Origin of the sequence: Flavobacterium calami (assembly GCF_038290035.1) — a bacterium.
Lineage (GTDB): Bacteria > Bacteroidota > Bacteroidia > Flavobacteriales > Flavobacteriaceae > Flavobacterium > Flavobacterium calami.
Genome location: NZ_JBBYHS010000013.1, coordinates 25,265 through 38,178, shown reverse-complemented (window position 1 = coordinate 38,178; position 12,914 = coordinate 25,265). Strand labels below are relative to the sequence as shown.

Annotated in this window: 11 protein-coding genes; 2 read left to right on the top strand and 9 right to left on the bottom strand. The window is 34.3% G+C overall.

Annotated features, from left to right (window positions below; genetic code table 11):
* Positions 1–4: 4 nt before the first annotated feature.
* The 4 genes from AAEO57_RS13095 to AAEO57_RS13080 form a co-directional block, all read right to left on the bottom strand.
* Positions 5–322 (bottom strand): DNA-directed RNA polymerase subunit omega, encoded by a 318-nt coding sequence (locus AAEO57_RS13095; protein WP_008463064.1) that lies wholly within the window; start codon positions 320–322, stop codon positions 5–7.
* An 8-nt stretch (positions 323–330) separates the two neighbouring features.
* Positions 331–1,125, bottom strand: a complete 795-nt coding sequence (locus AAEO57_RS13090) for an outer membrane protein assembly factor BamD (RefSeq protein WP_341693311.1) — start codon at positions 1,123–1,125, stop codon at positions 331–333.
* Between the two features lie 139 nt (positions 1,126–1,264).
* Positions 1,265–2,146, bottom strand: a complete 882-nt coding sequence (gene dapA / locus AAEO57_RS13085) for a 4-hydroxy-tetrahydrodipicolinate synthase (protein ID WP_341693309.1) — start codon at positions 2,144–2,146, stop codon at positions 1,265–1,267.
* A gap of 16 nt (positions 2,147–2,162) precedes the next feature.
* Entirely contained in the window at positions 2,163–2,660 is a 498-nt protein-coding gene (locus AAEO57_RS13080; RefSeq protein ID WP_341693307.1) for a DUF6913 domain-containing protein, read from the bottom strand.
* A gap of 62 nt (positions 2,661–2,722) precedes the next feature.
* On the opposite strand from AAEO57_RS13080, the gene AAEO57_RS13075 reads away from it, so the two are divergent.
* Both AAEO57_RS13075 and AAEO57_RS13070 read left to right on the top strand, forming a co-directional pair.
* Complete coding sequence (locus AAEO57_RS13075; RefSeq protein ID WP_341693305.1) at positions 2,723–3,499, top strand: 5'-nucleotidase C-terminal domain-containing protein; 777 nt, start codon at positions 2,723–2,725, stop codon at positions 3,497–3,499.
* 54 nt (positions 3,500–3,553) lie between these two features.
* The gene (locus AAEO57_RS13070; RefSeq protein ID WP_341693302.1) at positions 3,554–4,465 is read left to right on the top strand and encodes a bifunctional metallophosphatase/5'-nucleotidase; all 912 of its coding nucleotides are present in this window, start codon (positions 3,554–3,556) and stop codon (positions 4,463–4,465) included.
* Here the strand turns inward: AAEO57_RS13070 and AAEO57_RS13065 are convergent.
* The 5 genes from AAEO57_RS13065 to AAEO57_RS13045 form a co-directional block, all read right to left on the bottom strand.
* Positions 4,455–5,135: a lysoplasmalogenase family protein gene (locus AAEO57_RS13065; protein ID WP_341693300.1), complete on the bottom strand. Its 681-nt coding sequence runs from the start codon at positions 5,133–5,135 to the stop codon at positions 4,455–4,457. The genes AAEO57_RS13070 and AAEO57_RS13065 overlap by 11 nt on opposite strands.
* The gene (ligA, locus tag AAEO57_RS13060; protein ID WP_341693298.1) at positions 5,122–7,128 is read right to left on the bottom strand and encodes an NAD-dependent DNA ligase LigA; all 2,007 of its coding nucleotides are present in this window, start codon (positions 7,126–7,128) and stop codon (positions 5,122–5,124) included. Before ligA ends, AAEO57_RS13065 begins: the two co-directional genes overlap by 14 nt.
* Before the next feature lie 246 nt (positions 7,129–7,374).
* Entirely contained in the window at positions 7,375–9,309 is a 1,935-nt protein-coding gene (locus AAEO57_RS13055) for an OmpA family protein (RefSeq protein ID WP_341693296.1), read from the bottom strand.
* A gap of 11 nt (positions 9,310–9,320) precedes the next feature.
* Positions 9,321–10,253 (bottom strand): PorP/SprF family type IX secretion system membrane protein, encoded by a 933-nt coding sequence (locus AAEO57_RS13050; protein WP_341693294.1) that lies wholly within the window; start codon positions 10,251–10,253, stop codon positions 9,321–9,323.
* 47 nt (positions 10,254–10,300) lie between these two features.
* Positions 10,301–12,914: T9SS type B sorting domain-containing protein (locus AAEO57_RS13045; protein WP_341693292.1), on the bottom strand; the 2,614-nt coding region annotated here is incomplete at its 5' end.

Below are 12,914 nucleotides of genomic sequence, written 5' to 3'. Positions count from 1 at the left end.
TGTATTATTTGTTTGAGCTTCTGTGGTATGTTTTACCGTCTAACCATTCCTGAACAGCTAAAGCGTGTGGTTTTGGTAATTTTTCGTAAAATTTAGAAACCTCAATTTGTTCTTTATTTTCAAAAACTTCTTCAAGACTGTCATTATAAGTGGCAAACTCTTCTAATTTTTCAGTCAATTCTTTTTTAATTTCAGAATTAATCTGGTTTGCTCTTTTAGCCATAATGGTAATTGCCTCATACACATTTCCTGTTGGCTCTTCAATAACTGTTTTATTATAAGTTATTGTATTAACAGGAGCATTCGTCTTTTTTAAATCCATGACTTTATTTATTTAGTAAATTTTTGTAAATCTGTTTCAACTCTGGCATTCATTTCGTCTGCCTGTTTTTTATATTTTGTATCGCTTTTAAACTTAAGCAAATTATTGTAAGCCACTTTTGCAACATTCAAACGTTCCTCCATTTTTTGAGAAACACTGTTTATAGCCAATTGATATGCAGAATCATATTTGTAAAACAAAGCATCTTCTTTAAATGGGGTTCCCGGATAATCTGCAATAAAATTATCAAAAGCGATTAATGCTGATTTGTAATCTGAAATCGTATTATAACCTTTAGCATTCTCGTATGCTTTTTTCTCCAACTTACCGTTTAGAATTTTTACAGCCTCATTTGCCTGAGGTATATATTCTGAATTTGGATAATTATCAATAAAAGCCTGTAATTTATCTAATGCCTTAACTGTATCTGTCTGATCCAAGCTATAAACCGGAGCTAATTTCGAATAGCTGTAAGCTCCTAAAAAAGCCGCTTCCTGAACTTTTTCACTTCGTGGGTATCCTGAAACAAAACTTTCAAACTGATAACCTGCCAGATAATATTGCTTTGTTTTATAATAAGACTGAGAAAACATATAAAACAGTTTTTCTGCCTGAGGTTTCCCTCTGTATGTCGGCGCTAATTGCTCAAAAAGTCTGATTGCCTTATTATATTTACCTGCCTCATACATTTTTGTTGCAATTTCAAATTTTGCAGCAACGTCCTCATTTTTTAATGCTTTTTGGTAATCACTACACGAACAAAAAAGGACAACAACAATTAACAGCGATACTATTTTTTTCATTTTCTTACTTTATATTATGATTATTTCTTAGACAATTATGCCAAAGCAAAATCACACCGAAGATTCGGTGGCAAATTTAGTTATTAATTTAGCTACTGCAAAATATTTTTTAGGTATAATAAAAACCCTTATTTTCAGACTATTTTAGTGCTTCTTTTACAAATTTATCCAAGCGGCCCGCTAATGACTCATCAACAGAAACTAATGGCAAACGAACTGTATTATCTGCAATCCCTAAAGACTGGAACACATGTTTAATTCCGGCAGGATTTCCCTGTTCAAAAATCATATCAATACAATCAGATAAAAAATATTGGGTTTTGAAAGCTTCATTTACTTTTCGGTTCAGTCCTAAACGAATCATTTCTGAAAATTCTTTTGGAAATCCCTGACCAATAACAGAAATAACTCCTGCTCCTCCTGCTAAAACCATTGGCAAAGCAATAATATCATCACCTGAAATTACCAGAAAATCTTTTGGTGCATTTTTAATCAGCTGCAAAGCCTGAGCCATATCACCTGCTGCTTCTTTTATCGCTACAACATTATCAAAATCATTTGCAAGACGGATAACTGTTGACGGAGCCATATTGCTTGATGTTCTTCCCGGAACATTATATAAAATCACCGGAACAGGCGAAGCTTCTGCAATAGCTTTAAAATGCTGATAAATTCCTTCCTGAGTAGGTTTATTATAATAAGGAGAAACCGACAAAATAGCTTCAAATGCTGAAAAATCCCTGGTTTTTAGCTCTTCAACAACCTGTATTGTATTATTACCCCCAACCCCAAGAACCAAAGGCAATCTTCCGTTATTAACTTCAATAACGGTATTAATAACGAGTTCTTTTTCGGTTTGCGTCAAGGTCGCATTTTCTGCAGTTGTCCCCATCACAACAAGATATTCAACCCCTCCGTCTATCGAAAAATTAACAATTCTGTGTAAAGCTTCAATATCAATTGAAAAATCTTTTTTAAATGGAGTAACAAGGGCAACACCAGTTCCTATTAATGATTGCATATTCTAAATTATATTTTTATTTTATACTTTTTAAATACTTAAACAATTCGAAAACGAAAAGCTCATAATTCTCTAAAGCTGTATTTATCATCCAACGATTTATATTTTTATCAATGGAAGCAAATCCAACTTTAAATTTAGCCTTTGATTTATTTGTTATCAGTTTCAAAATTGGTTTCTGAACATCATAATAACTAATCAAAATATCAAATTCTGTCTCAATAAATCCGGTTAAAAAAGTTATTTTAACATCTCCGTTCCAGTCAACATGCTTTTGTCCAAAAGTTGGATACGAATACTCTTTTTTATCCTTAAATTTATTCCTGTACACGACAATCTTAATGTTCCCTGAATCAATTCCTTTTGAAACCAACTCTTTCATGAGAGCTTCTGAATGACTGAAATTACTCTCATCGATCAACAAACCAACCGTTTGTACATTACTGGTAAAAATCTCTTTTTTTACATTATGCAAATTATTATTTAATGTTTTTTTTATGAAAAAATCCTTCAAATAATTTAAAAACATAGTACTTTTACCAGATTACAAAATTAATTATTTAAGTCGCATTTAAGATGGTAAAACTAAAAAAGTATAACGGATTTTTAAAACTTTTTGTTATATTCTTAACACTTTTTTTTATATTCTCTTGCAGTCAGAATTACAACTTAACTAAGATAGAAGGAAAACAGCTTCCGGTTACAGAAAAGGACAGTCAGACTCCTGAGATTGAAAATTTCATAAAACCTTATCGCGATCACATTAATAAAGATTTAGACAACGTATTGGCATATTGTCCTGAAACACTGGATAAAAGTACCGGAAAATGGCAAACCAGCATTGGAAACCTAATGGCTGATATTTGTTTACAAAAAGGAAATCAGGTTTTTAAAACCCGGGAGAAAAAAGATATTGATTTATGCTTTTTAAATCATGGCGGGATCAGGGCTATACTACCAAAAGGAAATGTAACGACAAGAACTGCTTTCGAAATTATGCCTTTTGAAAACAAATTGGTTGTCCTGGCTTTAAAAGGTGATCAGATTCTTGAAATGACTGACTATATAATTAAAGAGAAAAAACCTCATCCACTGGCCGGAATGACTTTTACAATTTCAAAAGAGAATACTGCCAAAAATATTCAAATTCAGGGAAAACCACTTGATACCAATAAAACCTATTATGTTGCCACAAATGATTATCTGGCAAATGGCGGTGACAGCATGAACTTTTTTCTAAAAGCGGTACAGAAATACGATCTGAATTATAAACTTAGAAACGTATTAATCGATTATTTTAAAGACGTAGATACGATTCCGGTTCCAAAAGACATTAGAATCACCGAAGAATAATTCAGACACAAATTCAAAATAAAAATACAGGCGTTATCGCAAAAAACATACACAATGAAAAGAAGAGAATTTATCGAAAAAACCGCTGCAAGTACTGCTTTATTAAGCCTAGGTTTATCATTGAGCAGTTTTGAAACCAACGATATAAAACATCTAACCGTCCTGCACACCAATGATGTGCACAGTCATATAGATCCTTTTCCGGCTGATGACCCCCGCAATCCTAATAAAGGCGGAGTATCACGTCGTGCCGCACTTATTGAAAGTATTCGTAAAGAAAACCCAAATGTATTGTTGCTGGATGCCGGCGATATTTTTCAGGGAACCCCTTACTTTAATTACTATGGAGGTGAATTGGAATTTAAATTGATGAGCATGATGAAATATGATGCCTCAACAATTGGAAACCATGATTTTGACAATGGTGTTGATGGTTTGTATGCTCAAATGCCTCATGCCAAATTTGAATTCATTAATTCTAATTATGACTTTAAAAATACGGTCATGAACGGACTTGTAAAACCATATAAAATCTTTAATAAAAACGGAATTAAAGTTGGCGTTTTTGGATTAGGAATAGAGCTTGAAGGACTGGTTGATAAAAAAATGTACAAAGAAACAGTCTATAACAATCCTGTAGAAATTGCTCAGGATATGACTCAAGTGCTAAAAAAGGAAGAAAAATGCGATCTTATTATTTGTCTTTCACATTTAGGCTATAAATACAAAGACAACGCTACAAAAATCTGCGACTTAAAATTGGCCGAATTGACTCAGGATATTGATTTAATTATAGGCGGACACACTCACACTTTTTTAGACAAACCTACCATTGTAAAAAACAAAGCAGGTGAAGACGTTCTCGTAAATCAGGTGGGATGCTACGGAATAAATTTAGGCCGAATCGATTTTTATTTTGATAAAAATAAATCGCATACCAATCAAGGAAAATCAATTATCGTCTAACTCTCTTTTTACCGGAATTTATAAAGAATTTTGACATGAAAAAGTAAGCCAGAATTTGAGTTACATCACAAATTAAGACTAATACTAAGGAATAAGACGATTTGTTGAAAATAAAAAACATATCAGAAATAATAAAGCAAGTAACCATTAATGTCATTAGCAAAGTAACATACGAACCTCTGGTTATGTAATTTGCATAACAAATAAATCCTAAAACACTTAAAACAACGCCATATAAGGTATATAGAAAATGAAATTTATTCATTTTCTCAAACTGCAAACTTAGAACAGAACATAATAAATAGACAATCAATACTGCCACCAAAATTATTGGCAGCATATCATTCTTCCTTAATTTGACCCTTTCATAGTCGTTAACTATTGTTTTAATAAGTAATAAATACACAAACAAAAAACATATCATTGAGCCTTCATCGGAGATTTCTACATCCATGATATGAAAAACTTCTCCAGTAAAACACAGTATGTAAATCAGAGCCTGATTTCTGTTGATTTTAAAGTTATTTGACGAATAGAAATAAAAAAAAACCGAAGGAATAACAATTGATTTCATACAAGTCGTAAGATATTCGTATTGCAGAACATCGAACATAATTGTAAATAAAAATGCCGTCGAAAATAGAATAAGTGAAGGTCTACTCGCTTTCATTGAGTTTGGTTATAAATTCCTGTTCAGATAGTATTGGAATATTTAGTTTATTCGCTTTTTCTAATTTGGCAGGTCCCATATTATCTCCGGCTACAACAAAATCTGTTTTTGCAGAAATGGAGCTTCCAACTTTTCCTCCGTTATCTTCTATGGTTTTCTTTAATTCATCTCTTGAAAACTCAGTAAAAACACCCGAAACTACAAATGTTTTCCCAATAAATTTATCGGTTGCATTTGGGTTTATTTTTTCAACAATTTCAAACTGAACCCCATATTTTTTTAATCTTTCGATAATCCTTTTATTCTCTTCATTTTCGAAAAATTCAATTACACTTTTTGCAATCCGCTCTCCAATTTCATCTACTAAAATCAAATCCATCAATGAAGCCTGACTTAATGCCTCGATATTTTTGTAATGCTTGGCTAATTTTTTGGCAACAGTTTCTCCAACAAAACGAATTCCGAGAGCAAACAAAACGCTTTCAAAAGGGATTTCTTTTGATTTTTCAACACCATTTACCAGATTTTCAGCTGATTTTTGCGCCATTCTTTCCAGATGCAAAATATCTTCTACCTTTAATTCATACAAATCAGCATAATTGTGAACCAGGTTATTTTTGAAAAGCAGGGCAACCGTTTCTCCGCCAAGCCCTTCAATATCCATAGCTTTTCTCGAAATATAATGCTGAACCCTGCCAATAATCTGAGGAGGGCATCCATAAAAATTAGGACAATAGTGATTGGCTTCTCCTTCATTTCGAACTAATTCTGTCTCACATTCAGGACAATGCGTAATATAATGTGTTTTTTGAGAATCTTCAGGACGCTGTTCTAAATCCACAGCAATAATTTTAGGAATAATTTCGCCTCCTTTTTCAACAAAAACGGTATCATTTATTCTGATGTCTAATTTTTCTATCTGGTCTGCATTGTGTAAAGAAGCTCTTTTTACAATCGTTCCAGCCAACTGTACCGGTTCTAAATTTGCTACCGGAGTAATCGCTCCTGTACGCCCAACCTGATAAGAAATCGACTTCAGTTTAGTAGAAACCTGTTCTGCTTTAAATTTATACGCTATCGCCCAGCGAGGTGATTTTGCGGTATAACCCAATTCTTCCTGATGGCGAAAACTGTTTACTTTTACAACAACGCCATCGGTTTCATAAGGTAATTTATGACGATGTGTATCCCAATAATCAATAAAATCGAAAACTTCCTGCATGTTATTGGCCAGTTTTGCTTCGCTTGGTACTTTGAACCCCCAGTCTCTGGCTGACTGCAATCCTTCAATTTGAGAAGAAAATGGCAAATTATTACTTACTACAGAGTATAACAAACATTCTAAAGGTCGTTTGGCAACCTCAGCACTATCTTGCAATTTTAAACTTCCTGAAGCTGTATTTCTTGGGTTTGAATACGGTATTTCTCCAATTTCAATCAAATCCTGATTCATTTTTTCGAAACCTTTTAAAGGCAAAATAATTTCACCACGAATATCGAATCTAGCAGGATAATTTCCTTTCAATTTCAAAGGGATTGATTTTATGGTTTTAATGTTATTTGTAACCTCATCCCCCTGAAAACCATCTCCACGTGTCAAAGCCTGAATCAGTTTTCCGTTTTCGTATGTAATGCTTATTGAAGCTCCGTCATATTTTAATTCACATGTATATTGTAAATCAACATTGCCCAAAACTCTCTGAATTCGGTTTTCCCAATCCAATAAATCTTCTTTTGAGTACGAATTATCCAGAGAATACATTCGGAACTGATGTGCAATAGTTTTAAAATTTTTGGTAATCGTTCCACCAACCCTTTGTGTTGGAGAATGTTCATCAAAAAACTCAGGATGTTTGTTCTCTAAATCCTGAAGTTCTTTAAGTTTAAGATCAAAATCATAATCCGAAATCGTAGCATCATCAAGTACATAATAATTGTAATTGTGCTGATTAAGTTCATTTCTTAAAGCCTGAATTGTCTCTTGAATACTCATAAATATTAAAATAATGCAGATTGTAATTTAGAAAAACTGAGTTTCAAAATTAGGATTATTTTTTGTTGTAAAATATTAAAAACTAAAAGTTTTATAAAATCAAAAATCAAGTTGCATTATTTTGCAACTTGATTTTCTTCTTGTCCATTATTCTTAAAAAAGAATTTAAACAAAACCAGCTTCCAAATGGTTTTACTTTGTCCACCTTTCAAAAGTGATAATCAACAAACTAATCAACAACCAAATTTATTTTTGAATAATAATAAAATCTGAACGTCTGTTTAGCAAATGCTCTTCTTCTGTACATTTTACACCATTTTTACATTTATTAATTAATCGGCTTTCTCCGTAACCAATGGCACTTTCTATTCGTGAAGCCTCTATATTTTGTGAAATAATATAATCGCGCGTCGATTTTGCCCTGTTATCGGAAAGTTTCAGATTGTAAGCGTCTTTTCCGCGAGAATCTGTATGTGATTCTATTTTGATACGAATGTTAGGAAATTTTTGCATGATAAAAACTACTTTAGACAATTCTTCTATTGCCAAAGGAGTTATATCATATTTGTCGTAATCAAAATAAATTGGTTTTACATCCACTTTCTCAACACCTTTTTTCTTTACCACCAAATCATCATAATTACTAAGTTCAAAATTGACATTTGGAATCTCTCCTTCGTTTTCTAATGTGGTTTCTACGGTTTTTTCGTCACTGCTGTAATTTGGTTTTGCCGCAATCATTTTAACAGTTTTGTTGCACGGCACAATCAGGGCATACTTACCTTCAAAATTTGTTTTTGTTTCGCCAAGAATATCGCTAAAAGAATTGTAACCCATAATAGTAACGTCTGCAAGAGGTAATTTTGTTTTACGATCTACAGCAATTCCTGAAATTGTCTGATTACAAACCGGATCTGCTTTTGTAAAAGAATAAATATCGTCGTCTCCTTTTCCTCCTTCCCTGTTGGAAGACAAATAACCAAAATGAGCAGTTTTGTCAATTATAAAAGCAAAATCATCTTTGTTACTATTTATTGGCGCACCCAGATTTTTTGGATCTGAAAAACTTCCATTAGACAAAAGCTTACTTTCATATACATCCAGATCACCCCATCCGTAATGCCCGTCAGAAGAAAAATAAAGTACTCCTTTACTAAAAAACGGAAAAAGATCGTTGCCAATAGTATTAATTTTTGGGCCTAAATTTACAGGAGAACTCATGGTTCCGTCAGCAGCAATTTTCACATAATACAAATCGGTTTCACCAAATCCGCCAGGCATATCGGATGCAAAGAAAAGCCATTCTCCGTCTTCACTTAATGATGGATGTCCTACAGAATATTCTTCACTGTTAAAAAACACTTTTTGTGGGTTTTCTAATTTATTGTCGACTATAGAACCTTTGATAATCTGAAAATTATTGGTTTTGGTTTCGTCTACAACCAGTTTGTTCTTTTTAACAATATTTGTCGAATAATAAATTGTTTTTCCGCTGGCATCAAAACTGGCTGTTGCTTCGTGGTATTTGGTCATTACGTTTGGCAAAAAAACAGTTTCATTAAATAAACTCCCATCAGCAGCATTTCTTTCAGACACATATAAATTAAGGAAAGGCTGATTGTTCCAGGTATATAACTTTTCGCTAAATTTAGTAGTATCTCTGGCAGAAGTGAACACCACTTTTTCCTGAAAAAATGTGGCTCCAAAATCAGATTTACTGGTATTAATATCCAGATTTTTTATTTCGTAAAGAGATTTTACTTTAGCGAGACTATCCATTTGCTTCTTTTGAGTCAGATAACGGTTGATTTCGTTTTTATCGCCTTTTTTATCCAGATATTCTTTTGTTACCCTGTTTGCTTCATCATAATCCATTACAGCTTTCATGGATTGAATGTATCTCAAATAGTAAATATCTGTTAAATTATTACCCTGAATTTCGTATAATTTTCGGTACCATTTTAGTGCGTTTCGGGAATCAGAAATAAAATAATACGAGTCGGCCGCATTTTTTATCGTTTGTGTCGAAGGCTTTTTGATGTTTTGTAAAATTTCTTCATAGGCTTTTGATGCATCAGCATACGAATAGTTTTTAAACAATGCATCGGCCTTTTTTAAATTAGTCTGAGCAAAACAAACCGTAAAGCTCAAAACCAGACTTAGGATATATAGTTTTTTCATAAGGTTCATTTTTAGAAGAATCTAGGTGATTTGATTTTGCTTTGATTTTTGTTAAACTGATATTTCAGAATGATTTCGTGCGAACCATCATTATACTTATTCAATTCGCTTACTGTATAATCAAAAGCATATCCGATATAAAAGCTTCTTGAGATCTGAAAACCTGCCAGGATACTCACAGAGTCATCTGTTCGGTAAGCACCTCCTATAACAAATTTTTCATAAAGCATGAAGTTTGCAGAAATATCAGCTGTAAGCGGCGCTCCGCTCACGGCTTTAACTAAAAATGCCGGTTTGAATTTTAAATTCGGATTCAAATCAAACACGTATCCTCCCATAAAATAATAATGCAGACGATCATAATTTACAGATTCCTGAACATCGTCATAATAATCGTTTTCGATAAAACTAGGAATTGAAAATCCTAAATACCATTTGTCAGTATAATAATAAACCCCTGCTCCTACGGCTAGTTTCATCTGATTGTCGATATTCTGATTCAACAGAACGTCATTAGGATCATAATATCTTCCTTTGGTCCAGTCAATATTCAGCATTCGCATACCGGCTTTTAAACCAAAAGCAAGTCTTTTTTCGTAACCTAATGCCAAAGAATAAGAAAAGTTTCCGTCAAGGTACAATTCGTCAGAAGGACCAATTTTGTCATTGACAACGCTTAATCCTAAACCAATTTTTTCGTTTCGAAGCGGTGCATGTATCGAAAAAGACTGTGTTTGAGGAGCACCTGAAATTCCTACCCATTGTGAACGATGTAAAAGTGTAGCTTCCAGAACACCGGTAGACCCGGCATAAGCCGGATTTACCGCCATGGTGTTATACATATATTGTGTATACTCAGGATCCTGTTGTGCCTTTGCACTAAATGTGATTATAGAACATATTAAGATTAAATACGCTTCTAATGATTTTATATATAGTTTCATAACGATACTTATTTAGTTTTAATTAATTAGATGATTAATAACGGTGTTTATCTCATTATAGATAACCAGCCTTTTTTAACTTTTCCGTCTCCAATTTCTATTACATAAAAATAAGTACCGGTTGGCAGCATATCTCCTCTATTTATAACCCCGGATACATTTGCAGTACCGTTCCAATCATTTTCATAACCTTTTTTGCTGTATACTAAAGCGCCGTATCTATTAAAAACTTTCAATTCATTATTTGGATATGATTCTATACAATCAATTCTGAAAAGATCATTTGATCCGTCATTATTTGGTGTGAACTCATTGTAAACCGTTAGACAAATTGGTTCTACAGAAGCTGAAGCCGAATTGTTTGTAGGATCAACATCTAAAGGAGTTGAAATTTCGATAGTGGCAACGTTTAAGTAATCACCATTTGGTAGTACAATCACTCTAACTTCAAGTGTTTCACTTTCTCCCGGATTTAAAGTTGGAATTGTCCATATCTGAGTCGCAGGATCATATACTCCTGTAGTTGTCGAAGACGATACTAATTCATATCCGCTTGGAATTAATTCGCTAACAAGCGTGTTAAGAATAATGCCCTGACCCACGTTATTTACAGTTATTGTAAAGGTTACCTCATCACCAAAATTAGGGGTTGGATTACTAACTGTATTGGTTATCGTAAGATCTGAACATGTTGCTACTGTTACATTTAATGTTTTTGTAGTAGTTTCATCACATGTATTAATATAAGTTACCGAAACTGTTCCCGAACCGACATCAGACCATGAAACTGTTGCAGTTCCATCAGCAGTTCCTCCACCAGAAGTTATTGTTCCGTTAGTAACAGACCACACATAGTTTGATTTTCCGTTAGCTATTGAATACGCTACTCCCTGGAAAACACATGGTGTATCATCTGAAGAAGTGATTTGAGCCAACGCATCGTTTTCAAAACTAACCGCTATTGCCAGACGTGTAGCATTTGTACAGCCATTTGTTGTATTACTAAGCAATGTAGCATAATAGGTTGTAGCTGTAAGCGGTGTATTTGCTGCTAATGGAGTTCCTCCAATTGGATTACTGTACCAGACTACATTAGATTCATTTACCTGAATATTGGCAATTGTCGGTATTTTAGATAAACAAAACTTTTGCGCTGTGCTTATTGTTGTAACCACTCCTGGAGCGTTTACATTTACCGTAACAACCAATCGAACAGAATTTTCACATCCTATTGCACTTGAAATAGCTCCATAATAAAGACCTGTAGTCAAGGCTGTTGTTGGTGCTAATGGTGTTCCGCCAATTGGATTGCTGTACCAAACTACATTTGACTCATTTACCTGAATATTAGCTACTGTTGGTGCGTTTAATGAACAGAAGTTTTGAGTTGCTGAATTTGTAGTTGGTGTTGCAGTTGGGTTATTAATTGTCACATTTACCTGTAGTCTCGTATTACTCTGGCAACCTGTCATCGGATTCAGGATAGCTCCATAATAAATTCCGTTTACTAAAGCTGTTGTAGGCGCTAATGGTGTTACTCCTGTTAAAGTACCATACCAAACTACATTTGTTTCATTCACCTGAATATTAGCTACTGTAGGTGAATTTGAGACACAGAAATTTTGTGAATTATTTGTAGTAGTTGGTGTACCCGGATTGGTTACTGTAACCGTAACCTGTAATCTCACAGCACTTTCACAACCTGTTACCGGATCTAAAATCGCTCCAAAATATGTTCCGTTTGCTAAAGCGGTTGTTGGTGCGATAGCTGTAGTGCTGGTCAATGAATTATACCAAACCAGATTAGCCTGATTTACCTGAATATTGGCAACCGTTGGCGCATTTGCCAAACAGAAATCCTGTGTATTATCTGTTGTAGTCGGTGTGCCCGGATCATTTATTGTTACAGCAACCTGTAGTCTAACAGCGCTTTCGCAATTGGTGGCTGGGTCTAAAATCGCTCCAAAATATGTTCCGTTTACCAAAGCCGTTGTTGGTGCAATCGCTGTGCTGCTGGTCAATGAATTATACCAAACTACGTTAGCCTCGTTTACCTGAATATTGGCAACTGTCGGCGCATTTACCAAACAGAAATCCTGTGTTGCATCTGCGGTAGTTGGTGTTAATGGATTAGTAACAGTTACTGCAACTTGTAATCTCACAGCACTTTCACAACCTGTTACCGGATCTAAAATCGCTCCAAAATAAGTTCCGTTTACCAAAGCAGTTGTTGGTGCAATCGCTGTAGTGCTGGTCAATGAATTATACCAAACCACATTGGATTCATTCACCTGAATATTCGCAACTGTCGGCGCATTCACTAAACAGAAATCCTGTGTTGCATCTGCGGTAGTCGGTGTGCCTGGATCGTTTATTGTTACAGCAACCTGCAGTCTAACAGCGCTTTCACAATTAGTTGCTGGGTCTAAAATAGCTCCAAAATAAGTTCCGTTTACCAAAGCAGTTGTCGGTGCAATAGCAGTTGTGCTTGTCAATGAATTATACCAAACTACGTTGGATTCATTCACCTGAATATTGGCAACTGTCGGCGCATTCACTAAACAGAAATCCTGTGTTGCATCTGCGGTAGTCGGTGTGCCTGGATCGTTTATTGTTACAGCAACCTGCAGTCTAACAGCGCTTTCACAATTAGTTGCTGGG

Bases quoted from the DNA above. Each gene is read 5' to 3' on its own strand.
- AAEO57_RS13095 (WP_008463064.1), bottom strand. From the start codon at position 322: ATGGATTTAAAAAAGACGAATGCTCCTGTTAATACAATAACTTATAAT.
- AAEO57_RS13090 (WP_341693311.1), bottom strand. From the start codon at position 1,125: ATGAAAAAAATAGTATCGCTGTTAATTGTTGTTGTCCTTTTTTGTTCG.
- dapA (WP_341693309.1), bottom strand. From the start codon at position 2,146: ATGCAATCATTAATAGGAACTGGTGTTGCCCTTGTTACTCCATTTAAA.
- AAEO57_RS13075 (WP_341693305.1), top strand. From the start codon at position 2,723: ATGGTAAAACTAAAAAAGTATAACGGATTTTTAAAACTTTTTGTTATA.
- AAEO57_RS13070 (WP_341693302.1), top strand. From the start codon at position 3,554: ATGAAAAGAAGAGAATTTATCGAAAAAACCGCTGCAAGTACTGCTTTA.
- AAEO57_RS13065 (WP_341693300.1), bottom strand. From the start codon at position 5,135: ATGAAAGCGAGTAGACCTTCACTTATTCTATTTTCGACGGCATTTTTA.
- ligA (WP_341693298.1), bottom strand. From the start codon at position 7,128: ATGAGTATTCAAGAGACAATTCAGGCTTTAAGAAATGAACTTAATCAG.
- AAEO57_RS13055 (WP_341693296.1), bottom strand. From the start codon at position 9,309: ATGAAAAAACTATATATCCTAAGTCTGGTTTTGAGCTTTACGGTTTGT.
- AAEO57_RS13050 (WP_341693294.1), bottom strand. From the start codon at position 10,253: ATGAAACTATATATAAAATCATTAGAAGCGTATTTAATCTTAATATGT.